The sequence below is a fragment of the Streptomyces sp. NPDC030798 genome, assembly GCF_055572275.1.
Genome location: NZ_JBVIDR010000001.1, coordinates 853,315 through 878,422 on the forward strand (window position 1 = coordinate 853,315; position 25,108 = coordinate 878,422).

The following is a 25,108-nucleotide window of genomic DNA, read 5'->3' on the forward strand; positions in this document are numbered from 1 at the left end:
CGATTCGTCCTGCCGGACGATTCCGACCTGCGATCTCCACGCGCCGAACGGCCGGAAACGAACGATCCGCGGCCGTCGTGCGTACCTCCTTATGTCCATCGAACGGTGGACACACCAGGGGGTGCGGCACAATGGCCCGTGCCCGAAGAAGGTCCAAGTCTCAAGTGACGGAATCGGCGTGATGAGCAAGACGACAGTCAAAGACGTCTCCACGGAGCCAGGGCCCGAGCGTGCCGCCGACGCACCTCGCACGGTCGGCGGCAGCCGCGCCTTCGCCCTGATGCTGGTGATCACCGGCGCGGCCGGACTGCTCGCCGCGTGGGTCATCACGCTCGACAAGAACAAGATCCTCGAGGCGAAGCTCGCCGGGAAGACGTTCACACCGGGCTGCAGCGTCAACCCGATCGTGTCCTGCGGCAGCGTCATGGAGAGCAAGCAGGCGGCGGCCTTCGGGTTCCCGAACCCCTGGCTGGGCCTGGTCTGCTACGGCATCGTCGTCTGCGTCGGCATGAGCCTGCTGGGCCGCGCCCGCTTCCCGCGCTGGTACTGGCTCACCTTCAACTTCGGCACGCTCTTCGGCGTCTCGTTCGTCACCTGGCTGCAGTTCCAGTCCCTGTACCGGATCAACGCGCTGTGCCTGTGGTGCTCCCTGGCCTGGGTCGCCACGATCACCATGTTCTGGTACGTGACCTCGTTCAACGTGCGCAACGGCTTCCTGCCCGCGCCGCGCCCGCTGAAGACCTTCCTCGGCGAGTTCACCTGGGTCGTCCCGGTCACGCACTGCGGCATCATCGCCATGATGATCCTGACCCGATGGGGCAGCCAGCTCTGGGCCTGACCAGGGGCCGCCCGGCATTGTCAGTGCCGTGTCTTAGGGTTTCAGCGTGGAACCCGACCTCTTCACCGCCGCAAGCGAAGAACGCCAGGAGAAGGACCCCGCGGCCAGTCCCCTGGCGGTGCGCATGCGCCCGCGCACGCTCGACGAGGTCGTGGGCCAGCAGCACCTGCTGAAGCCCGGCTCGCCGCTGCGGCGGCTGGTGGGGGAGGGCTCCGGCGGCCCCGCGGGACCCTCCTCGGTGATCCTCTGGGGCCCGCCCGGCACGGGCAAGACGACCCTCGCCCACGTGGTCTCCAAGGCCACGAACAAGCGGTTCGTGGAACTGTCCGCGATCACCGCCGGCGTCAAGGAGGTCCGCGCGGTCATCGACGGCGCCCGCCGCGCCGCCGGCGGTTTCGGCAGGGAGACCGTCCTGTTCCTGGACGAGATCCACCGCTTCAGCAAGGCCCAGCAGGACTCCCTGCTCCCCGCGGTCGAGAACCGCTGGGTCACCCTCGTCGCGGCGACGACCGAGAACCCGTACTTCTCGGTGATCTCCCCGCTGCTGTCCCGTTCGCTCCTGCTGACCCTCGAGCCCCTCACCGACGACGACGTCAGGGGCCTGCTCCGGCGCGCCCTCGCCGACGAGCGCGGCCTGAAGGACGCCGTCGCCCTCCCCGAGGACACCGAGGAGCACCTGCTGCGGATCGCCGGCGGCGACGCCCGCCGCGCCCTGACCGCCCTCGAGGCCGCGGCCGGCGCCGCGCTCGACCAGGGCGAGTCCGAGATCACCCTGCAGACCCTGGAGCAGACCGTCGACCGGGCGGCGGTGAAGTACGACCGCGACGGCGACCAGCACTACGACGTGGCCAGCGCCCTCATCAAGTCCATCCGCGGCTCCGACGTCGACGCCGCCCTGCACTACCTGGCCCGCATGATCGAGGCCGGCGAGGACCCGCGCTTCATCGCCCGCCGCCTGATGATCTCCGCCAGCGAGGACATCGGCCTGGCCGACCCGAACGCGCTGCCCATCGCGGTCGCCGCCGCCCAGGCCGTCGCCATGATCGGTTTCCCCGAGGCCGCCCTCACCCTCAGCCACGCCACCATCGCCCTCGCCCTCGCCCCCAAGTCCAACTCCGCGACCACCGCGATCGGCGCCGCCATGGAGGACGTACGCAAGGGCCTGGCCGGCCCGGTTCCGCCGCACCTGCGCGACGGGCACTACAAGGGCGCGGCCAAGCTCGGCCACGCGCAGGGGTACGTCTACCCGCACGACCTGCCCGAGGGCATCGCCCAGCAGCAGTACGCCCCGGAGGCCCTCAAGGACCGCGAGTACTACACCCCGACCCGGCACGGCGCCGAGGCGCGATACGCGGACGCGGTCGAGTGGACGAGGAAGCACCTCGGTCGCAGGGGGCCCTGACGGCCCTGTAGACTGCTCCGAAGCGCCGAGTCCTGTGCTGTCAGAGCGGGACAACCGGCCGGAGCCCGGTCCCTCGCGGACCGGTTCCAGGAGCGTCGCGCACCGTCGAACGGTGTCGCGGGCAGCCCACCACCACCCGGGTTCCCGGGAGAGGCCGGTGGGCCACTCGCGTGCTGCACGTATGTGCCCAGACCAGGGGAGCGGCTGCCCACCCCGTCCACTTCGGACGCGGCGGGTTTCCCCGGCTGCGGATGCGACCTCCCCGAACCCTGACGAGCCGGAAACCAGAAGGAAGAAAGAGACAGTGGCGAACCAGTCCCGCCCCAAGGTCAAGAAGTCGCGTGCCCTCGGCATCGCGCTGACCCCGAAGGCCGTCAAGTACTTCGAGGCCCGCCCCTACCCGCCGGGTGAGCACGGCCGCGGCCGCAAGCAGAACTCGGACTACAAGGTCCGTCTGCTGGAGAAGCAGCGCCTGCGCGCTCAGTACGACATCTCCGAGCGCCAGCTGGTCCGCGCCTACGAGCGTGCGTCCAAGGTGCAGGGCAAGACCGGTGAGGCCCTGATCGTGGAGCTGGAGCGCCGCCTCGACGCGCTGGTCCTGCGCTCGGGCATCGCCCGCACGATCTACCAGGCCCGCCAGATGGTCGTCCACGGCCACATCCAGGTCAACGGCCAGAAGGTCGACAAGCCGTCCTTCCGCGTCCGCCCGGACGACGTCGTGCAGGTCCGCGACCGCTCCAAGGACAAGACGCTCTTCCAGATCGCCCGTGAGGGCGGCTTCGCCCCCGACGGCGAGACCCCCCGCTACCTGCAGGTGAACCTCAAGGCCCTGGCGTTCCGCCTGGACCGCGAGCCGAACCGCAAGGAAGTCCCGGTCATCTGCGACGAGCAGCTCGTCGTCGAGTACTACGCCCGCTGACCCCAGCCCGGCGCAGCACTCCAGCCCGCCGTCTCCCCGCCCTTCCGGGCGGGCGAGGCGGCGGGTTCGTGTTTTCGCCGCCCGCCGACGGTAATCCGGTACGGACCCCCATCCCCGGCGCGATAGGCTCGGGTGCACGACTTATCGATGCTCAGGCACGTTTCAGGGAGCGGGTGCGCACAGTGTCCGGTGGAGAGGTGGCCGGGATCCTGGTGGCCGTCTTCTGGGCGATCCTGGTCTCCTTCCTCGCCGTCGCCCTGGTGAGGCTGGCCCAGACGCTCAAGGCGACCACCAAGCTCGTGGCGGACGTGACCGACCAGGCCGTCCCGCTGCTCGCCGACGCCTCGGCGGCCGTGCGTTCCGCGCAGACCCAGATCGACCGGGTCGACGCGATCGCCTCCGACGTCCAGGAGGTCACCTCCAACGCCTCCGCGCTGTCGACCACCGTCGCCTCCACCTTCGGCGGCCCCCTGGTCAAGGTCGCGGCCTTCGGCTACGGCGTGCGCCGGGCGCTGGGCGGCCGCAAGGAGGACGTGCCGGCGAAGTCGGCCCGGCGTACCGTGATCGTGGGGCGCACGGTCCCTGCCGCACGGCGCAAGCGAGACCTCCGCGGGAAGAGGGACTGAGACCGAGCGATGTTCCGCCGTACGTTCTGGTTCAGCACGGGTGTCGCCGCCGGTGTGTGGGCCACCACCAAGGTCAACCGCAAGCTGAGGCAGCTGACCCCCGAGAGCCTCGCCGCCACCGCGGCCAACAAGGCCCTGGAGACCGGTCAGCGCCTGAAGGACCGCGCGGTCGGCTTCGCGCTCGACGTCCGCGACAACATGGCGCAGCGGGAGGCCGAGCTCGAGGAGGCCCTCGGTATCCACGAGGCCCCCGGACTCGCCGCGCCCCGGCGGTACGCCGCCATCGAGAACAACCCCGGCACCGGCCACAGCGACAACCCCAGCACGCAACGCAGCACACCGAAGTACATCGAGAACACGACGTACTCGTACAACCGGAATGAGGACCACTGATGGAGTCGGCCGAGATTCGCCGCCGCTGGCTGAGCTTCTTCGAGGAGCGCGGGCACACCGTCGTCCCTTCGGCGTCGCTCATCGCGGACGACCCGACTCTGCTCCTCGTCCCCGCCGGCATGGTGCCCTTCAAGCCCTACTTCCTGGGTGAGGTCAAGCCGCCGTTCCCGCGCGCCACCAGCGTGCAGAAGTGCGTGCGCACGCCCGACATCGAAGAGGTCGGCAAGACCACGCGCCACGGCACCTTCTTCCAGATGTGCGGCAACTTCTCCTTCGGCGACTACTTCAAGGAAGGCGCCATCAAGCTCGCCTGGGAGCTGCTCACCAGCCCCCAGGACAAGGGTGGTTACGGCCTGGAGCCGGAGAAGCTCTGGATCACCGTGTACCAGGACGACGACGAGGCCGAGCAGATCTGGCACGAGGTCGTCGGCGTACCCAAGGAGCGCATCCAGCGCCTGGGCATGAAGGACAACTTCTGGTCCATGGGCGTCCCCGGCCCCTGCGGCCCCTGCTCCGAGATCAACTACGACCGCGGCCCCGAGTTCGGCGTCGAGGGCGGGCCCGCCGTCAACGACGAGCGGTACGTGGAGATCTGGAACCTCGTCTTCATGCAGTACGAGCGCGGCGAGGGCACCGGCAAGGACAACTTCGAGATCCTCGGGGACCTGCCGAGCAAGAACATCGACACGGGCCTGGGTCTCGAGCGGCTCGCCATGATTCTGCAGGGCGTGCAGAACATGTACGAGATCGACACCTCCATGGCCGTCATCAAGAAGGCCACCGAGCTGACCGGCGTGGCCTACGGCGACGCCCACGACTCGGACGTCTCCCTGCGCGTGGTCACCGACCACATGCGCACCGCCACGATGCTGATCGGCGACGGCGTCACCCCCGGCAACGAGGGCCGCGGCTACGTACTGCGCCGCATCATGCGCCGCGCCATCCGCAACATGCGCCTGCTCGGCGCCACCGGCCCGGTCGTCAAGGACCTGATCGACGTCGTCATCGGCATGATGGGCCGGCAGTACCCGGAGCTGGTCACCGACCGCGAGCGCATCGAGAAGGTGGCCCTCGCCGAGGAGAACGCCTTCCTCAAGACGCTGAAGGCCGGCACCAACATCCTCGACACCGCCGTCACCGAGACCAAGCAGTCCGGTGGCACGGTCCTCTCCGGCGACAAGGCCTTCCTGCTCCACGACACCTGGGGCTTCCCGATCGACCTCACCCTCGAGATGGCCGCCGAGCAGGGCCTCTCGGTGGACGAGGAGGGCTTCCGCCGCCTGATGAAGGAGCAGCGGGAGCGCGCCAAGGCCGACGCCCAGGCCAAGAAGACCGGCCACGCCGACATGGGCGCCTACCGCGAGATCGCCGACGCGGCCGGTGAGACCGACTTCATCGGCTACACCGACACCGAGGGCGAGTCCACGATCGTCGGCCTGCTCGTCGACGGTGTCTCCTCCCCGGCCGCCACCGAGGGCGACGAGGTCGAGGTCGTCCTGGACCGCACCCCGTTCTACGCCGAGGGCGGCGGTCAGATCGGCGACACCGGCCGCATCAAGGTCGACTCCGGTGCCGTCATCGAGGTGCGCGACTGCCAGAAGCCGGTGCCCGGGGTGTACGTCCACAAGGGCGTCGTCCAGGTCGGCGAGGTGACCGTGGGCGCCAAGGCCCACGCCGCCATCGACAACCGCCGCCGCAAGGCCATCGCCCGCGCCCACTCGGCCACCCACCTGACCCACCAGGCCCTGCGCGACGCCCTCGGTCCGACGGCCGCCCAGGCCGGTTCCGAGAACCAGCCCGGCCGCTTCCGCTTCGACTTCGGCTCCCCGTCCGCCGTGCCCACGGCCGTGATGACCGACGTCGAGCAGAAGATCAACGAGGTGCTCGCCCGCGACCTGGACGTCCGCGCCGACGTCATGGGCATCGACGAGGCCAAGAAGCAGGGCGCCATCGCCGAGTTCGGCGAGAAGTACGGCGAGCGCGTCCGCGTCGTGACCATCGGCGACTTCTCCAAGGAGCTGTGCGGCGGCACGCATGTGCACAACACCGCCCAGCTCGGCCTGGTGAAGCTGCTCGGCGAGTCCTCCATCGGCTCGGGTGTCCGCCGTATCGAGGCCCTCGTCGGCGTCGACGCCTACCACTTCCTCGCCCGGGAGCACACGGTCGTCAACCAGCTGACCGAGCTGATCAAGGGTCGTCCGGAGGAACTGCCCGAGAAGGTCTCCGGCATGCTCGCCCGGCTGAAGGACGCCGAGAAGGAGATCGAGAAGTTCCGCGCCGAGAAGGTGCTGCAGGCTGCCGCCGGTCTCGCCGAGTCCGCCAAGGACGTCCGCGGCATCGCCGTGGTGACCGGCCGGGTCCCGGACGGCACCAGCACCGACGACCTGCGCAAGCTGGTCCTCGACGTGCGGGGCCGGATCCAGGGCGGCCGGGCCGCCGTGGTCGCTCTCTTCACGGTCAACAACGGCAAGCCGCTGACCGTCATCGCCACCAACGAGGCCGCCCGCGAGCGCGGTCTCAAGGCCGGTGACCTGGTTCGCACCGCCGCCAAGACCCTCGGCGGCGGCGGTGGCGGCAAGCCGGACGTCGCCCAGGGCGGCGGCCAGAACCCGGCCGCCGTCGGCGAGGCCGTCGACGCCGTGGAGCGGCTCGTCGCCGAGACCGCCAAGTGACGGCGAAATCGACGGCGAGAACGACGGCGAAATCGACGGCGAAGTAAGGAAACGGTCGGACATGCGCAGAGGACGCCGACTCGCCATCGACGTCGGGGACGCCCGGATCGGGGTCGCCTCGTGCGACCCCGACGGGATCCTCGCCACCCCGGTGGAGACCGTCCCCGGCCGGGACATCCCGGCCGCCCACCGCAGGCTGCGGCAGCTGGTGGAGGAGTACGAGCCGATCGAGGTCGTCGTCGGACTCCCTCGCTCCCTCAAGGGGGGCGAGGGCCCGGCCGCCCTCAAGGTCCGCACCTTCGCCCAGGAACTCGCCAAGGGCATCAAGCCGGTGCCGGTCCGCCTCGTGGACGAGCGGATGACGACCGTCACGGCCACCCAGGGACTGCGCGCCTCGGGGGTGAAATCCAAAAAGGGCCGGGCGGTCATCGACCAGGCGGCCGCCGTCGTCATCCTGCAGCAGGCGCTGGAATCCGAACGGGTGTCAGGTAAAGCACCCGGAGAGGGCGTCGAAGTGGTCATCTGATCGCGATACGGTAACGTTCCGCGCGATGCGCCGGTGTTCGAACAGCCGGGGCACAGCAAGAGGCGGAACGGAAGCCGGCCCACCGGCCGCGTGACCGTCGGCCTCGCGGCTCTAGGGGATCGATGACTGAGTATGGCCGGAGCCCAGGCTCCGAACCGTGGCATCCGCAGGACCCGTTGTACGGGGACGGCGGATGGGAAGGGCAGCAGGCGCACTCCGGCCATCAGCCTGCCCACGGCGGCCGGCCGCAGCAGCACCCCCAGCAGTCGCAGTACGGCGACTGGACGCAGGGGCAGCAGCCCGGGTACGACCAGCAGCCGTACCCGTACTACGACGAACAGGGTCACCAGCACTACGGCCAGCACTACGCCGGCCAGAACCAGCAGTACGCGTCGCACACCCAGCAGCAGCAGTACCACCCCCAGGGCGGCTGGGACGCGACCGGCACCCACGGCCAGATGCCCTACGCGGCCGACCCGGGCGACCCGTACGGCCAGCAGCCCGTGGCCTACGGCGGGGAGCAGCCCGACTTCTACGGCACCGAGGACGCCTACCCGCCGCCGGAGCCGCCCGGGCGCAGGCGTCCCGAGGCGGATCCGGAGCCCGAGCCCGCGGCCGGCGAGGAGGAGCACGCCTTCTTCGCGGGAGGCGGCGTCGACGAGGACGCCGAGGACGAGGCCGAGAGCCGGCCCGGCCGGGGCGAGCGGCGCGGCCGGAAGCCGGTCAAGAGCAAGAAGCGGCGCACCGGCTGCGCCTGCATGGTGGTCGTCCTGGTCTTCGGCGGCGGCCTCGGCACCGTCGGGTATTTCGGCTGGAAGTTCTACCAAAATCGTTTCGCCCCGGCTCCGGACTACGCGGGCGACGGCCTCAAGGAGACCGTGACCGTCGAAATTCCGGGCGGCGCGGGCGGCTGGGAAATCGGCCGCCGGCTGAAAGCGGCGGGGGTCGTCAAGAGCGCCGAGGCGTTCGTCCATGCGCAGGGGCAGAACCCCAAGGGCGATCAGATCCAGGCGGGCGCCTATGTCCTGAAGAAGGAGATGTCCGCCGCCAGCGCCGTTGTCCTGATGCTCGACCCGAGGAGCCAGAGCAACGTCCTGGTGAAACCGGGCGAGCGTAATTCCAAGGTCTACCAGGCGATCGACAAACAGCTCGGCCTGGCCTCCGGAAGCACGCAGAAGATCGCCAGGCAGCAGTACAAGAAACTCGGCCTGCCCGCCTGGGCGGAGAACAGCAGCAGCATCAAGGACCCGCTCGAGGGCTTCCTGTTCCCGGCCACCTATCCGGCCGCCAAGGGAATGAAGCCCGAGGCGATCCTGAAACAGATGGTCACCCAGGCCAAACAGAAGTACACCGCCTACGGCCTGCCGTCGAAGGCCCAGGCACTGGGCCTGAAGAACCCGTTCCAGCTCGTCACGGTCGCGAGCCTGGTGCAGGCGGAGGGCAAGACGCACGAGGACTTCCGCAAGATGGCGGAGGTGGTCTACAACCGCCTGAAGCCCACCAACACCGAGACCAACCAGTTGCTGCAGTTCGACTCGACCTACAACTACCTCAACGGCACGAGCAACATCCACATCTCCGAAAAGGAGATCAACAGCAACACCAACCCGTACAACACCTATACGCACAAGGGTCTTCCGCCCGGTCCGATCGGCAATCCCGGCGAGGACGCGCTGAAGGCGGCACTGAATCCGACGCACGACGGCTGGATCTATTTCGTGGCGACCGACGGCACGAACAACACCGAGTTCGCCAAGACCTACGCAGAATTCAAACAGCTCAAGGACAAATTCAATGCCAGCTCGGGCAACTGACGCCCGCCGGGCCGCCGTGCTCGGTAAGCCCATCGCCCACTCCCTCTCTCCGGTGCTGCACCGGGCGGCCTACGACGCGCTCGGGCTCACCGACTGGTCGTACGACCGGTTCGAGATCGACGAGGCCGCCCTGCCCGGTTTCCTGGACGGACTGGGCGAGGAGTGGGCGGGGCTGTCGCTGACCATGCCCCTCAAGCGCGCGGTCATCCCGCTGGTGGACGAGATCAGCGAGACCGCCGCGTCCGTGGACGCCGTCAACACCGTCGTCTTCACCGAGGACGGCCGCCGCCTCGGCGACAACACCGACATCCCGGGCATGGTGGCCGCGCTGCGCGAGCACGGCATCGAGCAGGTCGAGTCGGCGGCGATCCTCGGTGCCGGGGCCACCGCGTCCTCCGCGCTCGCCGCCCTGGCCCGGATCTGCACCGGTGAGGTCGTCGCCTACGTCCGCAGCGAGGCCCGCGCCGCCGAGATGCGCCAGTGGGGCGAGCGGCTCGACGTCGACGTCCGTACGGCCGACTGGGCGGACGCCGAGCAGGCCCTGCGCGCCCCCCTGGTGATCGCCACCACCCCGGCCGGCACCACCGACGCCCTCGCCGCCGCCGCGCCCGAGCGGCCCGCCACCCTCTTCGACGTGCTCTACGACCCCTGGCCCACCGAGCTCGCGGCCCGCTGGTCCATGTTCGGCGGCGCCGTCGTCAGCGGCCTGGACCTGCTGGTCCACCAGGCCGTCCTCCAGGTCGAGCAGATGACCGGCCGCACCCCGGCCCCGCTGGAGGCCATGCGGCAGGCCGGCGAGAAGGCGCTGGCCGCGCGCTGAGCCCGAGATCCTCGCGTCCGACTGCTGGACCAGCGGCCGGGTCCGGGCCCGGGACGTGGGAGGATCGGAGGTGGCGGACCGGGGTCGCGCACCCGGTCGCGCCGTCGCCGTACGCGAGACCCGCGTACGCAGGGCAGTACCGGGCGCGAACACGGAGGAGCACCGTTGAGCAGGCTGCGTTGGCTGACCGCGGGGGAGTCCCACGGTCCCGCACTTGTCGCGACGTTGGAGGGGCTTCCCGCCGGCGTGCCGATCACCACGGAGATGGTGGCGGACCACCTGGCGCGGCGCCGGCTCGGCTATGGCCGTGGTGCGCGGATGAAGTTCGAGCGCGACGAAGTCACCTTCCTGGGCGGCGTCCGGCACGGCCTCACCCTCGGCTCACCGGTCGCGATCATGGTGGGCAACACGGAGTGGCCCAAGTGGGAGCAGGTCATGGCGGCCGACCCGGTCGACGCCGAGATCCTCGACGGCCTCGCCCGCAACGCGCCGCTGACCCGCCCGCGCCCCGGCCACGCCGACCTCGCCGGCATGCAGAAGTACGGCTTCGACGAGGCCCGCCCGATCCTGGAGCGCGCCTCCGCCCGCGAGACCGCCGCCCGCGTGGCGCTCGGCGCGGTCGCCCGGTCGTACCTGAAGGAGACGGCCGGCATCGAGATCGTCTCCCACGTCGTCGAACTGGCCGCCGCCAAGGCCCCGCAGGGCGTCTACCCGACGCCGGCGGACGTCGAGCGGCTGGACGCCGATCCGGTGCGCTGCCTGGACGCGGACGCGTCGAAGGCGATGGTCGCGGAGATCGACCAGGCCCACAAGGACGGCGACACCCTCGGTGGTGTGGTGGAGATCCTGGCCTACGGCGTTCCGGTCGGTCTGGGCTCGCACGTGCACTGGGACCGCAAGCTGGACGCGCGCCTCGCCGGTGCGCTCATGGGCATCCAGGCGATCAAGGGCGTCGAGATCGGCGACGGCTTCGAGCTCGCGCGGGTGCCGGGTTCGAAGGCGCACGACGAGATCGTGCGGACCGACGAGGGCATCCGGCGGGTGTCCGGCCGCTCCGGCGGCACCGAGGGCGGTCTGTCCACCGGTGAGCTGCTGCGGGTGCGTGCCGCGATGAAGCCGATCGCGACCGTGCCCCGGGCTCTGCAGACCATCGACGTGACCACCGGCGAGGCGGCACAGGCGCACCACCAGCGCTCGGACGTGTCCGCGGTGCCGGCCGCCGGCATCGTGGCCGAGGCGATGGTCGCGCTGGTCCTCGCGGACGCGGTCGCGGAGAAGTTCGGCGGCGACAGCGTGGCCGAGACCCGCCGCAACGTGCGGTCCTACCTCGACAACCTGCGGATCCGGTGACCGTCGTGCCTGTGGTCGTCCTCGTCGGCCCGATGGGCGTGGGCAAGTCCACCGTCGGGCAGCTGCTGGCCGAGCGGCTGGGCGTCGGTCAGCGGGACACCGACGCCGACATCGAGGCCGCCGAGGGCCGCACCATCGCCGAGATCTTCGTGGACGACGGCGAGCCGGCCTTCCGCGCGCTGGAGAAGCAGGCGGTGCGCACCGCCCTCGCCGAGCACGAGGGCGTCCTCGCGCTCGGCGGCGGGGCCGTCCTCGACCCGGACACCCGCGCGCTGCTCGCCGGCCACCGGGTGGTCTACCTCTCCATGGACGTCGAGGAGGCCGTCCGGCGCACCGGCCTCAACGTGGCCCGCCCGCTGCTCGCGGTCAACCCGCGCAAGCAGTGGCGCGAGCTGATGGAGGCCCGGCGGCACCTGTACGAGGAGGTCGCCACCGCCGTCGTACCGACGGACGGCCGCACCCCCGAAGAGGTCGCGCAAGCCGTGCTGGACGCACTGGAGTTGACCGCATCCCCCGGGGGACGACCCCCGGGCCCCCGGCCGGAGGACGTCATGGCGAACCAGGTGACAAGGATCCAGATCGCCGGCAGCGCGGGCACCGACCCGTACGAGGTGCTGGTCGGCCGGCAACTGCTGGGCGAGCTGGCCGGGTTGATCGGCCCCAGGGCCAAGCGCGTCGCGGTGATCCACCCGGAGGCGCTGGCCGAGACCGGTGACGCGCTGCGCGCCGACCTCGCCGGGCAGGGCTACGAGGCCGTCGCCATCCAGGTGCCCAACGCGGAGGAGGCCAAGACCGCCGAGGTCGCCGCCTACTGCTGGAAGGCGCTCGGCCAGTCCGGCTTCACCCGCACGGACGTCGTCGTCGGCGTCGGCGGCGGCGCGACCACGGACCTCGCCGGCTTCGTCGCCGCGACCTGGCTGCGCGGGGTGCGCTGGATCGCCATCCCCACCACCGTCCTCGCCATGGTGGACGCGGCGGTCGGCGGCAAGACCGGCATCAACACCGCCGAGGGCAAGAACCTGGTCGGCGCCTTCCACCCGCCCGCCGGTGTGCTGTGCGACCTCGCCGCGCTGGACTCCCTCCCCGTCAACGACTACGTCTCCGGGCTGGCGGAGGTCATCAAGGCCGGCTTCATCGCCGACCCGGTGATCCTCGACCTGATCGAGTCCGACCCCGAGGCCGCCCGCACCCCGGCGGGTCCGCACACGGCCGAGCTGATCGAGCGGTCGATCCGGGTGAAGGCCGAGGTCGTCTCCTCGGACCTGAAGGAATCGGGTCTGCGCGAGATCCTCAACTACGGCCACACCCTCGGCCACGCCATCGAGAAGAACGAGCGCTACAAGTGGCGGCACGGCGCCGCCGTCGCGGTCGGCATGCACTTCGCCGCCGAACTCGGCCGCCTGGCCGGGCGGTTGGACGACGCGACGGCGGACCGCCACCGTTCGATCCTCGAAGCGGTCGGCCTGCCGCTGCACTACCGCTACGACCAGTGGCCCAAGCTGCTGGAGACGATGAAGGTCGACAAGAAGTCCCGCGGCGACCTGCTGCGCTTCATCGTCCTCGACGGCCTGGCCAAGCCGACGGTCCTGGAGGGCCCGGACCCGGCCGTGCTGCTCGCCGCCTACGGAGAAGTGGGCCAGTAAGCACCCGGCTGTTCCTTCCGCCCGATTCCCTTGCCGGGCCGGGCACTTCTCACCGCCCCCGGTCGTTTCACCAAACGACGGCCGGGGGCGGTACCGTTCGGTAGGGAGCGGGTCCGCACCCGCCTGCCAACGCCAGATGTGTGTACGAGACGGAGTGGCAACGGATGCAGCACGCAGTGGGGTCTCCGCTGCCGCCGCCCCACCAGCCGGGGCAGGGACCGCACGCGGACTGGGCGTCGGCCGCGCACCACCCGGGAGCCCCGCAGGGTCCCGCACCCGTGCCCCCGCCGCCACCCGGATTCCCCGCGGCGGGCCCCGCGCCCACCGCCGGGCCCATGCCGCCCACACCACCGCAGCACGCCCCGGCCCCGCCCGCGCCCGACACCACGGGCCACGTGCCGCTGCCGCCCGGCGGCCCGGTCGGCGTGCCCACCGCACCACCGGCGGCCGCCACGGCCCCGGACCCGACGGCCACCACCCTGGCCGTCCTGCTGATCGGCCCGGCGGGCGCGGGCAAGACGAGCGTCGCCAAGTACTGGGCGGACCACCGTCGGGTGCCCACGGCCCACATCAGCCTGGACGACGTACGCGAATGGGTCCGCTCGGGCTACGCGAACCCGCAGTCGGGCTGGAACGACAACTCCGAGGCCCAGTACCGTCTGGCCCGCCGCACCTGCGGCTTCGCCGCCCGGAACTTCCTGGCCAACGGAATCTCCTGCATCCTCGACGACGCGGTCTTCCCGGACCGCCCGGTCGTCGGCCTCGGCGGCTGGAAGCGCCACGTCGGTCCCGGCCTGCTGCCGGTCGTCATCCTCCCCGGCCTGGACATCGTCCTGGAGCGCAACGCCGAACGCACGGGCAACCGCCGCCTCACCGACGAGGAGGTGGCCCGCATCCACGGCCGCATGGCGGGCTGGTACGGCTCGGGCCTCCCGATCATCGACAACTCCCAGCTGGACGTCGCCGGCACGGCACGCGTCCTGGACGAGGTCCTGGCGAGGGCCATGGCAAGCCCTCCGGCCTGGTGACGCGGGGGAGTGCGGCTCGCAGGACGGCACCGCCCCCACCAGCCCCGCAGCCCCACTCGGCCCCCACAAATCGGCATAAACGGGATAAAACTCCTACGCTCATCTCATGTCAGAGGTGTACGCGAACCGCCGATCCCGGCTGAGGGAACACTTCAACGCGGCCGGCACCACGGCAGCGCTGGTCACCCGCCCCGCCAACGTGCGCTACCTCGCGGCCGCGGCCCCGCAGGGCTCCGTCCTGCTGCTCGGCAGACGGGAGGACCTGCTGGTCTGTGCCGTCCCGCCGGACGACCGCCCCACCGAGGGGCGCCCCGACGAGGCCCTGCCCGTGCACGTCCTGCCGTCCTCCGCGGGCGACCCGGCGGTGTCGGCCGCGGGCCTCGCCGCCGGGCAGGGCGCCGAATCCCTGGCCGTGGAGGAACACCACCTCACCGTCGCCCGGCACCGCGCCCTGACCTCGGTCGCCCCCCGACTGCGCCTCGCCGACCTCGGGTCCGCCGTGGAGCAGCTCAGGGTGGTCAAGGACGAGGAGGAGATCTCCTGCCTCCGCATCGGCGCCGAGATCGCCGACCAGGCCCTCGGCGAGCTGCTGGAGTCCATCCTGGTCGGCCGCACCGAGCGGCACCTGGCGCTGGAGCTGGAGCGGCGCCTGGTCGACCACGGCGCCGACGGCCCGGCCTTCCCGACCTCGGTGGCCACGGGCCCGAACTCGGGCCGGCGCGGCCACCGGCCCACCGACCGGCGCGTGGAGGAGGGCGACTTCCTCTCCGTCTGCCTCGGCGCGACCTACCGGGGCTACCGCTGCGAGATCGGCCGTACCTTCGTCATCGGCACGTCGCCGGCCGACTGGCAGGTCGAGCTGTACGACCTGGTCTTCGCAGCCCAGCGCGCGGGACGCGAGTCCCTGGCGCCCGGCGCCGCCTACCGGGACGTGGACCGCGCGGCACGCCAGGTGCTGGACTCGGCGGGCTATACGGAGGCCCTGCCACCGCTGACGGGACACGGTGTCGGACTCGAAATCGACGAGGACCCGCAGTTGGCCCCCGCGGCCATGGGTAAACTGGACGCTTGCGTGCCGGTCACCGTCGAACCGGGGGTCCACCTCCCGGGCCGGGGCGGTGTCCGGATCGATGACACGCTCGTCGTACGCCCCGAGGCGGACGGCGGACCCGAGCTACTCACCATCACGACCAAGGAGCTGCTCGCGCTGTAGCGCGTGACCCGGGGTCGTACGTCAGTCCAGGAGATTCCGCAACCGTGGCTTCCACGAACGACCTCAAGAACGGCATGGTGCTCAAGCTCGAAGGCGGCCAGCTCTGGTCCGTCGTCGAGTTCCAGCACGTCAAGCCCGGCAAGGGCCCGGCCTTCGTGCGCACCAAGCTCAAGAACGTGCTCTCCGGCAAGGTCGTCGACAAGACCTTCAACGCCGGTGTCAAGGTCGAGACGGCCACTGTCGACAAGCGCGACATGCAGTTCTCGTACATGGACGGCGACTACTTCGTCTTCATGGACATGGAGACCTACGACCAGCTGATGGTCGACCGCAAGGCCGTGGGCGACGCCGCCAACTTCCTGATCGAGGGCTTCACCGCCACCGTCGCGCAGCACGAGGGCGAGGTGCTCTTCGTCGAGCTGCCGGCCGCCGTCGAGCTGACCATCCAGGAGACCGAGCCGGGCGTCCAGGGTGACCGCTCCACCGGCGGCACCAAGCCGGCCACGCTGGAGACGGGCCACCAGATCCAGGTGCCGCTCTTCATCACCACCGGTGAGAAGATCAAGGTCGACACGCGTACGAGCGACTACCTCGGCCGGGTGAACAGCTAACCGTGGCTGCCCGCAACACGGCCCGCAAGCGTGCCTTCCAGATCCTCTTCGAGGGCGACCAGCGCGGCGCCGACGTCCTGACGGTCCTCGCGGACTGGATCCGGCTCTCCCGGACCGACACCCGGCAGCCGCCGGTGAGCGAGTACACGATGCAGCTGGTCGAGGGCTACGCGGAGCACGCGCGGCGGATCGACGAGCTGATCGCGCAGTACGCGGTCGGCTGGACGCTCGACCGGATGCCGGTGGTCGACCGGAACATCCTGCGGCTGGGCGCGTACGAGCTGATCTGGGTGGACGAGACGCCGGACGCCGTCGTGCTGGACGAGATGGTGCAGCTCGCGAAGGAGTTCTCCACCGATGAGTCGCCGGCGTTCGTGAACGGTCTGCTGGGGCGGCTCAAGGAGCTGAAGCCGTCGCTGCGCCGGGCCTAGCCGAGCGCGCGTGATCGTAGGAAAACACCGCCGGGGTGGCCGGAACCGTCTGGTTCCGGCCACCCCGGCGGCACGTTTCTGCTGAGGGTGTGAGCGATCAGGCCTCTTCGTGGGTGGCCACCGCACGGCGCGCGTCCGCGTCGAGGACACCCCAGCTGATGAGCTGCTCGGTGAGGACCGAGGGGGACTGGTCGTAGATGACGGCGAGTGTGCGCAGGTCGTCCTGGCGGATCGAGAGCACCTTGCCGTTGTAGTCGCCGCGCTGGGACTGGATCGTCGCCGCGTAGCGCTGCAGGGGACCCGCCTTCTCGGCCGGCACCGTGGCCAGCCGCTCCAGGTCCAGGACCAGCTTCGGCGGCGGCTCGGCGGCGCCGCCCGGCGTGGTGCCCGGCAGGAGCTCCTGCACAGGAACGCCATAGAAATCGGCCAGCTCGGCCAGGCGCTGCACGGTCACGGCACGGTCACCGCGCTCGTACGACCCGACCACCACGGCCTTCCAGCGCCCCTGGGACTTCTCCTCGACACCGTGGAGGGAAAGGCCCTGCTGGGTGCGGATGGCCCGGAGCTTGGCCCCGAGCTGTTTGGCGTATTCGCTGGACATATAGCTCCCCGGACACTGTCGACGCGGCCGGCTGTGGTTTCCATGCCGCGCGGTTGGTAACTCACTGTGAGGTTACGCAGCGTGACACTCGCGCGTCAAGCCGAATGGTCCACACCGACTCTTCCGTGACGGTGATGGCCGATTACGCCGACCGGGTGATCGAGGTCTGTCGGCGACCTGCTACCGTGGATGGCGCAAATCCGACGTCCTTTAAGGTCCGTCCCGTGAGGCGGAGAAGGAGGTCCGTTTCGTATGGACAAGCAGGACTCGCCCGCGCATGCGCAGGCGTCCGATGCGCGGCCCGTTCTCGAAGGCCCCGACATCGCGCGCGTGCTGACCCGCATCGCCCACGAGATCGTCGAACGCGCCAAGGGCGCCGACGACGTGGTGCTCCTCGGCATCCCGACCCGGGGCGTCTTCCTCGCCCAGCGGCTCGCCGCCAAGCTGGAGCAGATCACCGACCGCAAGGTCCCCGTCGGCTCGCTCGACATCACCATGTACCGCGACGACCTGCGCATGCACCCGCCGCGTGCGCTGGCCCGCACCGAGATCCCCGGTGACGGCATCGACGGCAAGCTGGTCGTCCTCGTCGACGACGTGCTCTTCTCCGGCCGCACCATCCGCGCCGCCCTCGACGCCCTGAACGACATCGGGCGCCCCCGTGCGGTGCAGCTCGCGGTCCTCGTCGACCGCGGCCACCGCGAACTGCCCATCCGCGCCGACTACGTCGGCAAGAACCTCCCCACGTCGCTGCGGGAGACGGTCAAGGTCCAGCTCGCCGAGGAGGACGGTCGCGACACCGTGCTGCTCGGTGTGAAGCCGTCCGGCCAGTAGCAAGTCCGGCGTACGGCTTGCCCCGGCATGCCCGTACGCGCACCGGTCTGCCCTGAACCTCCCTGAATGAACTGCCTTACGGAGCCTGACAGATGCTGCGTCATCTCATCTCGGCCGCCGACCTCACCCGCGACGACGCCGTCCTGATCCTCGACACCGCCGAGGAGATGGCCCGGGTCGCCGACCGGCCGATCAAGAAGCTGCCGACCCTGCGCGGCCGCACGATCGTCAACCTCTTCTTCGAAGACTCCACCCGCACCCGGATCTCCTTCGAGGCCGCCGAGAAGCGCCTCTCCGCGGACGTCATCAACTTCTCCGCCAAGGGCTCCAGCGTGTCCAAGGGCGAGTCCCTGAAGGACACCGCGCAGACCCTGGAGGCGATGGGCGTCGACGCCGTCGTCATCCGGCACGGCGCCTCCGGAGCCCCCTACCGCCTGGCCAACTCCGGCTGGATCGACGCCGCCGTCATCAACGCCGGCGACGGCACGCACCAGCACCCCACCCAGGCCCTGCTGGACGCCTTCACCATGCGCCGCCGCCTCGTCGGCCGGGACGCCGGCCTCGGCCAGGACCTGGCCGGCCGGCGCATCACCATCGTCGGCGACGTGCTGCACAGCCGGGTCGCCCGCTCCAACGTCGACCTGCTGCACACCCTCGGCGCCGAGGTCACCCTGGTCGCCCCGCCCACCCTGGTGCCCGTCGGCGTCGAGACCTGGCCCTGCGAGGTGTCCTACGACCTCGACAGCACGCTGCCGAAGTGCGACGCCGTGATGATGCTCCGCGTCCAGCGCGAGCGGATGAACGCCGCGTTCTTCCCGACCGAGCGCGAGTACTCCCGGCGCTACGGCCTCGACGGCGACCGCATGGCGCGGCTGCCCGAGCACGCCATCGTGATGCACCCCGGCCCGATGGTCCGCGGCATGGAGATCACCGCCGAGGTCGCCGACTCCCCGCGCTGCACGGTCGTCGAGCAGGTCGCCAACGGCGTCTCCATCCGGATGGCCGTGCTGTACCTGCTGCTGGGCGGAAACGAGCCTGCCGTCACCCACTCTCGGACCGAGGAGAAGTAAGACCATGAGCAAGATCCTGATCCGTGGTGCGAAGGTGCTCGGCGGCGAGCCGCAGGACGTGCTGATCGACGGCGAGACGATCGCCGAGGTCGGCCGGGGACTGAGCGCCGAGGGCGCCGAGGTCGTGGAGGCCGGCGGCAAGGTGCTGCTGCCGGGCCTGGTCGACCTGCACACGCATCTGCGCGAGCCCGGCCGAGAGGACTCCGAGACCGTCCTGACCGGCACGCGCGCGGCCGCCTCCGGCGGCTACACCGCCGTGTTCGCCATGGCCAACACCTTCCCGGTCGCCGACACCGCCGGTGTCGTCGAGCAGGTCTGGCGGCTTGGCCGGGAGCACGGCTACTGCGACGTCCAGCCCATCGGCGCGGTCACCGTCGGCCTGGAGGGCAGGAAGCTCGCCGAGCTGGGCGCCATGCACGAGTCGGCCGCCGGGGTCACCGTCTTCTCCGACGACGGCAAGTGCGTCGACGACGCCGTGATCATGCGCCGCGCGCTGGAGTACGTGAAGGCCTTCGGCGGCGTCGTCGCCCAGCACGCCCAGGAGCCGCGCCTCACCGAGGGCGCCCAGATGAACGAGGGCGTCGTCTCCGCCGAACTGGGGCTGGGCGGCTGGCCGGCCGTCGCCGAGGAGTCGATCATCGCGCGGGACGTGCTGCTCGCCGAGCACGTCGGCTCCCGCGTGCACATCTGCCACCTGTCGACCGCCGGCAGCGTCGAGATCGTCCGCTGGGCCAAGTCCCGCGGCATCCGTGTCACCGCCGAGGTCACCCCGCACCACCTGCTGCTGACCGACGAGCTGGTGCGCACCTACAACCCCGTCTACAAGGTCAACCCGCCGCTGCGCACCGAGCGGGACGTGCACGCCCTGCGCGAGGCGCTCGCCGACGGCACGATCGACATCGTCGCCACCGACCACGCCCCGCACCCGCACGAGGACAAGGACTGCGAGTGGGCCGCCGCCGCCATGGGCATGGTGGGCCTGGAGACCGCGTTGTCGGTGGTCCAGGAGACCATGGTCGACACGGGCCTGCTGGACTGGGCCGGCGTCGCCGACCGGATGTCCGTCAAGCCCGCGCAGATCGGACAGGCCACCGGACACGGCCGCCCCGTCTCGGCTGGTGAGCCCGCCAACCTCACCCTCGTCGACACGGCATACCGTGGCCAGGTGGACCCCGCGGGCTTCGCCTCGCGCAGCCGCAACACCCCCTACGAGGGGCGTGAGCTGCCGGGCCGTGTGACGCACACGTGGCTGCGGGGCAAGGCCACGCTCGTCGACGGGAAGCTCACGTGACACCTGTAATCCTGCTGGCCGAGGCCAGGAAGTCGGCCGAGGTCACCGACTGGCCCGCCCGCATCGGCTGGCTCGTCGGCCTCGCCCTCTTCGTCGCGCTCATCTACTGGCTGATGCGCGAGGGCTGGAAGTGGCGCGGCACCCTCCAGTCCGACCTGCCCGAGCCGTCCGCCGTGCCGGAGGACGCCGGCCCGGCCAGACTGAGCATGAGCGGCCGCTACCACGGCTCCACCACCGCCGGGCAGTGGCTGGACCGCATCGTGGCCCACGGCCTGGGCACCCGCAGCCGGGCCGAGCTCACCCTGACCGACGCGGGCCTGGAGGTCGAGCGCCCCGGAGCGCGGGACTTCTTCGTCCCCACCGCCGCGCTGCGCGGCGCCCGGCTGGACAAGGGCATCGCCGGCAAGGTCCTCACCGAGGGCGGACTGCTGGTGGTGACCTGGGCGCTCGGCGACAAGCTGATCGACTCCGGCTTCCGCTCCGACCACGCGGCCGAGCACGCCGAGTGGGTCGACACCCTGAACCAGATGACCAACGACACGGAAGGCGCACGATGACGACCTCCACCAGGGGAGCCGCCAGGGTTCCCGCCGTACTCGTCCTGGAGGACGGCCGCACCTTCCGCGGCCGCGCCTACGGGGCCGTGGGGGAGACCTTCGGCGAGGCCGTGTTCTCCACCGGCATGACCGGCTACCAGGAGACCCTCACCGACCCGTCGTACGACCGGCAGATCGTCGTCGCGACCGCCCCGCAGATCGGCAACACCGGCTGGAACGACGAGGACGACGAGTCCAGGCGCATCTGGGTCTCCGGCTACGTCGTGCGCGACCCCGCGCGCGTGCCGTCCAACTGGCGCGCCAAGCGCTCCCTGGACGACGAGCTGGTCGCCCAGGGCGTCGTCGGCATCTCCGGGATCGACACCCGGGCCCTCACCCGCCACCTGCGCGAGCGCGGTTCGATGCGCGCCGGCATCTTCTCCGGTGAGGCGATCGCCGCCGAGTCCGAGCTCCTCGCGCGCGTGCAGGCACAGCCGCACATGAAGGGCGCGAGCCTCTACGAGGAGGTCGCGACGAAGGAGGCGTACGTCGTCCCCGCGGTCGGCGAGAAGCGCTTCACGGTCGCCGCGATCGACCTCGGCATCAAGGGCATGACCCCGCAGCGCATGGCCGAGCGCGGCATCGAGGTCCACGTGCTGCCCGCCACCGCCACGGCCGACGAGGTCTACGCCGTGAGCCCCGACGGCGTGTTCTTCTCCAACGGCCCCGGCGACCCGGCCACGGCCGACGGCCCGGTCGCGCTCATGCAGGCCGTCCTGGAGCGCAGGACGCCCCTGTTCGGCATCTGCTTCGGCAACCAGATCCTCGGCCGCGCCCTCGGCTTCGGCACGTACAAGCTGAAGTACGGCCACCGGGGCATCAACCAGCCGGTCCAGGACCGCACGACCGGCAAGGTCGAGGTCACCGCGCACAACCACGGCTTCGCGGTGGACGCGCCGCTCGACAAGGTGAGCGACACCAAATTCGGGCGTGCCGAAGTCTCCCACGTCTGCCTCAATGACAACGTCGTGGAGGGGCTGCAGCTGCTCGACCAGCCGGCCTTCTCCGTCCAGTACCACCCGGAAGCGGCAGCGGGCCCGCACGACGCCGCCTACCTGTTCGACCGCTTCGTCACCCTGATGGAGGGCCAGCGTGCCTAAGCGCACCGATATCCAGTCCGTCCTGGTCATCGGCTCCGGCCCGATCGTCATCGGCCAGGCCGCCGAGTTCGACTACTCCGGTACCCAGGCGTGCCGCGTGCTCAAGGCCGAGGGCCTGCGCGTCGTCCTGGTGAACTCCAACCCGGCGACGATCATGACCGACCCGGAGATCGCCGACGCCACCTACGTCGAGCCGATCACGCCCGAGTTCGTCGAGAAGATCATCGCCAAGGAGCGCCCCGACGCCCTGCTGCCCACCCTGGGCGGCCAGACGGCCCTGAACACCGCCATCTCGCTGCACGAGAACGGTGTCCTGGAGAAGTACGGCGTCGAGCTGATCGGCGCCAAGCCCGAGGCGATCCACAAGGGCGAGGACCGCGACCAGTTCAAGGAGGTCGTGGAGGAGGTCCGCAGGAAGATCGGGCACGGCGAGTCGGCCCGCTCGGTCATCTGCCACACCATGGACGACGTCCTCCAGGGCGTCGAGACGCTCGGCGGCTACCCGGTCGTCGTCCGCCCGTCCTTCACCATGGGCGGCGCCGGCTCCGGCTTCGCGCACGACGAGGAGGAGCTGCGCCGGATCGCCGGCCAGGGCCTCACGCTCTCCCCGACCACCGAGGTGCTCCTGGAGGAGTCCATCCTCGGCTGGAAGGAGTACGAGCTGGAGCTGATGCGCGACAAGCACGACAACGTCGTGGTCGTCTGCTCCATCGAGAACTTCGACCCGATGGGCGTGCACACCGGCGACTCGATCACCGTGGCGCCCGCGATGACGCTGACCGACCGGGAGTACCAGATCCTGCGCGACATCGGCATCGCGGTGATCCGCGAGGTCGGCGTCGACACCGGCGGCTGCAACATCCAGTTCGCGGTCAACCCCGAGGACGGCCGGGTCATCGTCATCGAGATGAACCCGCGTGTGTCGCGCTCCTCGGCGCTCGCCTCCAAGGCGACCGGCTTCCCCATCGCCAAGATCGCTGCCAAGCTGGCCGTGGGCTACACGCTGGACGAGATCCCGAACGACATCACGCAGGAGACCCCGGCCTCCTTCGAGCCCACGCTCGACTACGTGGTCGTCAAGGCTCCGCGGTTCGCCTTCGAGAAGTTCCCGCAGGCGGACTCCACGCTGACCACCACCATGAAGTCGGTCGGCGAGGCCATGGCCATCGGCCGCAACTTCCCCGAGGCCTTCCAGAAGGCGCTGCGCTCGCTGGAGAAGAAGGGCAGCCAGTTCGCCTTCACCGGCGAGCCCGGCGACAAGGAAACGCTGCTGCGCGAGGCCGTGCGTCCCACCGACGGCCGGATCAACACGGTCATGCAGGCCATCCGCGCGGGCGCCACCCCGGAGGAGGTCTTCGCGTACACGAAGATCGACCCCTGGTTCGTCGACCAGCTCTTCCTCATCAAGGAGATCGCCGACGAGCTGGCCGGCGCGCCCGAGCTGACCCGGGAACTGCTCGCCGAGGCCAAGCGGCACGGCTTCTCCGACCAGCAGGTCGCCGAGATCCGGGGCCTGCGCGAGGACGTCGTCCGCGAGGTCCGGCACGCCCTCGGCATCCGCCCGGTCTACAAGACGGTCGACACCTGCGCCGCCGAGTTCGCCGCGAAGACGCCGTACTTCTACTCGGCGTACGACGAGGAGACCGAGGTCGCCCCGCGCGAGAAGCCGGCCGTGATCATCCTGGGCTCCGGCCCGAACCGCATCGGCCAGGGCATCGAGTTCGACTACTCCTGCGTCCACGCCTCCTTCGCGCTGTCCGACGCCGGGTACGAGACCGTGATGGTCAACTGCAACCCGGAGACCGTCTCCACGGACTACGACACCTCCGACCGCCTGTACTTCGAGCCGCTGACGCTCGAGGACGTGCTGGAGATCGTCCACGCGGAGTCCCTCGCCGGCCCGATCGCCGGTGTGGTCGTCCAGCTCGGCGGCCAGACCCCGCTGGGCCTCGCGCAGGCCCTGAAGGACAACGGCGTGCCGATCGTCGGCACCTCGCCGGAGGCGATCCACGCCGCCGAGGACCGCGGTGCCTTCGGCCGCGTCCTCGCCGAGGCCGGCCTGCCCGCCCCGAAGCACGGCACGGCCACCACCTTCGACGAGGCCAAGGCCATCGCCGACGAGATCGGCTACCCGGTCCTGGTCCGGCCCTCCTACGTCCTCGGCGGGCGCGGCATGGAGATCGTCTACGACGAGACCCGCCTCGCGAGCTACATCGCCGAGTCGACCGAGATCAGCCCCTCCCGGCCGGTCCTGGTCGACCGCTTCCTGGACGACGCGATCGAGATCGACGTCGACGCGCTCTACGACGGCGAGGAGCTGTACCTCGGCGGCGTCATGGAGCACATCGAGGAGGCCGGCATCCACTCCGGCGACTCGGCGTGCGCCCTGCCCCCGATCACCCTCGGCGGCTTCGACATCAAGCGCCTGCGCGCCTCCACCGAGGCCATCGCCAAGGGCGTCGGCGTGCGCGGCCTGATCAACATCCAGTTCGCGATGGCCGGCGACATCCTCTACGTCCTGGAGGCCAACCCGCGTGCCTCCCGCACGGTCCCCTTCACCTCGAAGGCGACCGCGGTGCCGCTGGCCAAGGCCGCCGCCCGGATCTCGCTGGGCGCCACCGTCGCCGAGCTGCGCGCCGAGGGCCTGCTCCCGGCGAACGGCGACGGCGGCGAGCTGCCGCTGGACGCGCCGATCTCCGTCAAGGAGGCCGTCATGCCCTGGTCGCGCTTCCGCGACATCCAGGGCCGCGGCGTCGACACCGTCCTCGGCCCGGAGATGCGCTCCACCGGCGAGGTAATGGGCATCGACTCCGTCTTCGGCACGGCGTACGCCAAGTCGCAGGCGGGCGCCTACGGCCCGCTGCCCACCAAGGGCCGCGCCTTCATCTCCGTCGCCAACCGCGACAAGCGCTCGATGATCTTCCCGGCCCGCGAGCTGGTCGCGCACGGCTTCGAGCTGCTCGCCACGTCCGGTACCGCCGAGGTCCTCAAGCGCAACGGCATCAACGCGACCGTGGTGCGCAAGCAGTCCGAGGGCACCGGCCCGAACGGCGAGAAGACCATCGTCCAGCTCATCCACGACGGCGAGGTCGACCTCATCGTCAACACCCCGTACGGCACCGGCGGCCGCCTCGACGGCTACGACATCCGTACGGCGGCCGTGGCCCGCTCGGTGCCGTGCCTGACGACCGTCCAGGCGCTCGCGGCGGCCGTGCAGGGCATCGACGCCCTCAACCACGGTGACGTGGGCGTCCGCTCGCTCCAGGAACACGCGGAGCACCTGACCGCGGCCCGCGACTAGCAGCCCTCGAGGGGGACACCGGAAACGGT

General features: G+C 70.8%; 22 protein-coding genes. 21 read left to right on the forward strand and 1 reads right to left on the reverse strand.

Going from position 1 to position 25,108, the window contains the following annotated elements:
- Positions 1–181: 181 nt before the first annotated feature.
- The 15 genes from ACZ404_RS03980 (at position 182) to nusB (ending at position 16,286) form a co-directional block, all read left to right on the forward strand.
- Complete coding sequence (locus ACZ404_RS03980; protein WP_468435678.1) at positions 182–838, forward strand: vitamin K epoxide reductase family protein; 657 nt, start codon at positions 182–184, stop codon at positions 836–838.
- Between the two features lie 46 nt (positions 839–884).
- Positions 885–2,240: a replication-associated recombination protein A gene (locus ACZ404_RS03985; RefSeq protein ID WP_468435679.1), complete on the forward strand. Its 1,356-nt coding sequence runs from the start codon at positions 885–887 to the stop codon at positions 2,238–2,240.
- A gap of 304 nt (positions 2,241–2,544) precedes the next feature.
- Positions 2,545–3,159 (forward strand): 30S ribosomal protein S4, encoded by a 615-nt coding sequence (gene rpsD / locus ACZ404_RS03990; RefSeq protein WP_014671539.1) that lies wholly within the window; start codon positions 2,545–2,547, stop codon positions 3,157–3,159.
- Between the two features lie 173 nt (positions 3,160–3,332).
- Positions 3,333–3,785 carry a DUF948 domain-containing protein gene (locus ACZ404_RS03995; protein ID WP_468435680.1) on the forward strand — a complete coding sequence of 151 codons (453 nt, stop codon included), beginning with the start codon at positions 3,333–3,335 and terminating at the stop codon, positions 3,783–3,785.
- Between the two features lie 9 nt (positions 3,786–3,794).
- Positions 3,795–4,178, forward strand: coding sequence for a hypothetical protein (locus ACZ404_RS04000; RefSeq protein ID WP_468435681.1), 384 nt, complete (start codon positions 3,795–3,797; stop codon positions 4,176–4,178).
- Entirely contained in the window at positions 4,178–6,850 is a 2,673-nt protein-coding gene (gene alaS / locus ACZ404_RS04005) for an alanine--tRNA ligase (RefSeq protein ID WP_468435682.1), read from the forward strand. The genes ACZ404_RS04000 and alaS overlap by 1 nt, the downstream gene beginning before the upstream one ends.
- Before the next feature lie 61 nt (positions 6,851–6,911).
- On the forward strand, positions 6,912–7,376 hold the full coding sequence (gene ruvX / locus ACZ404_RS04010; RefSeq protein WP_468435683.1) for a Holliday junction resolvase RuvX: 465 nt from the start codon (positions 6,912–6,914) through the stop codon (positions 7,374–7,376).
- Positions 7,377–7,498: 122 nt separating this feature from the next.
- The gene (gene mltG / locus ACZ404_RS04015; RefSeq protein ID WP_468435684.1) at positions 7,499–9,190 is read left to right on the forward strand and encodes an endolytic transglycosylase MltG; all 1,692 of its coding nucleotides are present in this window, start codon (positions 7,499–7,501) and stop codon (positions 9,188–9,190) included.
- Positions 9,171–10,010 (forward strand): shikimate dehydrogenase, encoded by an 840-nt coding sequence (locus ACZ404_RS04020; protein ID WP_468435685.1) that lies wholly within the window; start codon positions 9,171–9,173, stop codon positions 10,008–10,010. The genes mltG and ACZ404_RS04020 overlap by 20 nt, the downstream gene beginning before the upstream one ends.
- A gap of 165 nt (positions 10,011–10,175) precedes the next feature.
- Positions 10,176–11,360: a chorismate synthase gene (gene aroC / locus ACZ404_RS04025; protein ID WP_468435686.1), complete on the forward strand. Its 1,185-nt coding sequence runs from the start codon at positions 10,176–10,178 to the stop codon at positions 11,358–11,360.
- A 32-nt stretch (positions 11,361–11,392) separates the two neighbouring features.
- Entirely contained in the window at positions 11,393–13,003 is a 1,611-nt protein-coding gene (aroB, locus tag ACZ404_RS04030) for a 3-dehydroquinate synthase (protein ID WP_468435856.1), read from the forward strand.
- A 164-nt stretch (positions 13,004–13,167) separates the two neighbouring features.
- On the forward strand, positions 13,168–14,031 hold the full coding sequence (locus ACZ404_RS04035; protein ID WP_468435687.1) for a Pro-rich N-terminal domain-containing protein: 864 nt from the start codon (positions 13,168–13,170) through the stop codon (positions 14,029–14,031).
- Positions 14,032–14,137: 106 nt separating this feature from the next.
- The gene (locus ACZ404_RS04040; RefSeq protein ID WP_468435688.1) at positions 14,138–15,244 is read left to right on the forward strand and encodes an aminopeptidase P family protein; all 1,107 of its coding nucleotides are present in this window, start codon (positions 14,138–14,140) and stop codon (positions 15,242–15,244) included.
- Between the two features lie 44 nt (positions 15,245–15,288).
- Entirely contained in the window at positions 15,289–15,855 is a 567-nt protein-coding gene (gene efp / locus ACZ404_RS04045; RefSeq protein WP_217129986.1) for an elongation factor P, read from the forward strand.
- 2 nt (positions 15,856–15,857) lie between these two features.
- Complete coding sequence (nusB, locus tag ACZ404_RS04050) at positions 15,858–16,286, forward strand: transcription antitermination factor NusB (RefSeq protein WP_468435689.1); 429 nt, start codon at positions 15,858–15,860, stop codon at positions 16,284–16,286.
- 97 nt (positions 16,287–16,383) lie between these two features.
- On the opposite strand, the gene bldD is transcribed toward nusB, so the two are convergent.
- Complete coding sequence (gene bldD / locus ACZ404_RS04055) at positions 16,384–16,887, reverse strand: transcriptional regulator BldD (RefSeq protein ID WP_014671524.1); 504 nt, start codon at positions 16,885–16,887, stop codon at positions 16,384–16,386.
- Positions 16,888–17,139: 252 nt separating this feature from the next.
- On the opposite strand from bldD, the gene pyrR reads away from it, so the two are divergent.
- From pyrR to carB, 6 genes are all read left to right on the forward strand, one after another.
- Positions 17,140–17,721, forward strand: a complete 582-nt coding sequence (gene pyrR, locus ACZ404_RS04060) for a bifunctional pyr operon transcriptional regulator/uracil phosphoribosyltransferase PyrR (protein ID WP_468435690.1) — start codon at positions 17,140–17,142, stop codon at positions 17,719–17,721.
- 92 nt (positions 17,722–17,813) lie between these two features.
- Positions 17,814–18,791: an aspartate carbamoyltransferase catalytic subunit gene (locus tag ACZ404_RS04065; protein WP_468435691.1), complete on the forward strand. Its 978-nt coding sequence runs from the start codon at positions 17,814–17,816 to the stop codon at positions 18,789–18,791.
- 4 nt (positions 18,792–18,795) lie between these two features.
- Positions 18,796–20,082, forward strand: a complete 1,287-nt coding sequence (locus ACZ404_RS04070) for a dihydroorotase (protein ID WP_468435692.1) — start codon at positions 18,796–18,798, stop codon at positions 20,080–20,082.
- Positions 20,079–20,639 (forward strand): PH-like domain-containing protein, encoded by a 561-nt coding sequence (locus ACZ404_RS04075; protein ID WP_468435693.1) that lies wholly within the window; start codon positions 20,079–20,081, stop codon positions 20,637–20,639. The genes ACZ404_RS04070 and ACZ404_RS04075 overlap by 4 nt, the downstream gene beginning before the upstream one ends.
- The gene (gene carA, locus ACZ404_RS04080; protein WP_468435694.1) at positions 20,636–21,778 is read left to right on the forward strand and encodes a glutamine-hydrolyzing carbamoyl-phosphate synthase small subunit; all 1,143 of its coding nucleotides are present in this window, start codon (positions 20,636–20,638) and stop codon (positions 21,776–21,778) included. Before ACZ404_RS04075 ends, carA begins: the two co-directional genes overlap by 4 nt.
- Complete coding sequence (carB, locus tag ACZ404_RS04085) at positions 21,771–25,079, forward strand: carbamoyl-phosphate synthase large subunit (protein ID WP_468435695.1); 3,309 nt, start codon at positions 21,771–21,773, stop codon at positions 25,077–25,079. Before carA ends, carB begins: the two co-directional genes overlap by 8 nt.
- Positions 25,080–25,108: the final 29 nt, after the last annotated feature.

What these genes read in the sequence shown, in the direction of transcription:
- mltG (WP_468435684.1), top strand. Translation starts at nt 7,499, where the DNA reads ATGACTGAGTATGGCCGGAGCCCAGGCTCCGAACCGTGGCATCCGCAG.
- aroB (WP_468435856.1), top strand. Translation starts at nt 11,393, where the DNA reads ATGGGCGTGGGCAAGTCCACCGTCGGGCAGCTGCTGGCCGAGCGGCTG.
- ACZ404_RS04020 (WP_468435685.1), top strand. Translation starts at nt 9,171, where the DNA reads ATGCCAGCTCGGGCAACTGACGCCCGCCGGGCCGCCGTGCTCGGTAAG.
- pyrR (WP_468435690.1), top strand. Translation starts at nt 17,140, where the DNA reads ATGGACAAGCAGGACTCGCCCGCGCATGCGCAGGCGTCCGATGCGCGG.
- ACZ404_RS04035 (WP_468435687.1), top strand. Translation starts at nt 13,168, where the DNA reads ATGCAGCACGCAGTGGGGTCTCCGCTGCCGCCGCCCCACCAGCCGGGG.
- carA (WP_468435694.1), top strand. Translation starts at nt 20,636, where the DNA reads ATGACGACCTCCACCAGGGGAGCCGCCAGGGTTCCCGCCGTACTCGTC.
- ruvX (WP_468435683.1), top strand. Translation starts at nt 6,912, where the DNA reads ATGCGCAGAGGACGCCGACTCGCCATCGACGTCGGGGACGCCCGGATC.
- ACZ404_RS03980 (WP_468435678.1), top strand. Translation starts at nt 182, where the DNA reads ATGAGCAAGACGACAGTCAAAGACGTCTCCACGGAGCCAGGGCCCGAG.
- ACZ404_RS04070 (WP_468435692.1), top strand. Translation starts at nt 18,796, where the DNA reads ATGAGCAAGATCCTGATCCGTGGTGCGAAGGTGCTCGGCGGCGAGCCG.
- bldD (WP_014671524.1), bottom strand. Translation starts at nt 16,887, where the DNA reads ATGTCCAGCGAATACGCCAAACAGCTCGGGGCCAAGCTCCGGGCCATC.
- ACZ404_RS04040 (WP_468435688.1), top strand. Translation starts at nt 14,138, where the DNA reads ATGTCAGAGGTGTACGCGAACCGCCGATCCCGGCTGAGGGAACACTTC.
- ACZ404_RS04065 (WP_468435691.1), top strand. Translation starts at nt 17,814, where the DNA reads ATGCTGCGTCATCTCATCTCGGCCGCCGACCTCACCCGCGACGACGCC.
- alaS (WP_468435682.1), top strand. Translation starts at nt 4,178, where the DNA reads ATGGAGTCGGCCGAGATTCGCCGCCGCTGGCTGAGCTTCTTCGAGGAG.
- ACZ404_RS04000 (WP_468435681.1), top strand. Translation starts at nt 3,795, where the DNA reads ATGTTCCGCCGTACGTTCTGGTTCAGCACGGGTGTCGCCGCCGGTGTG.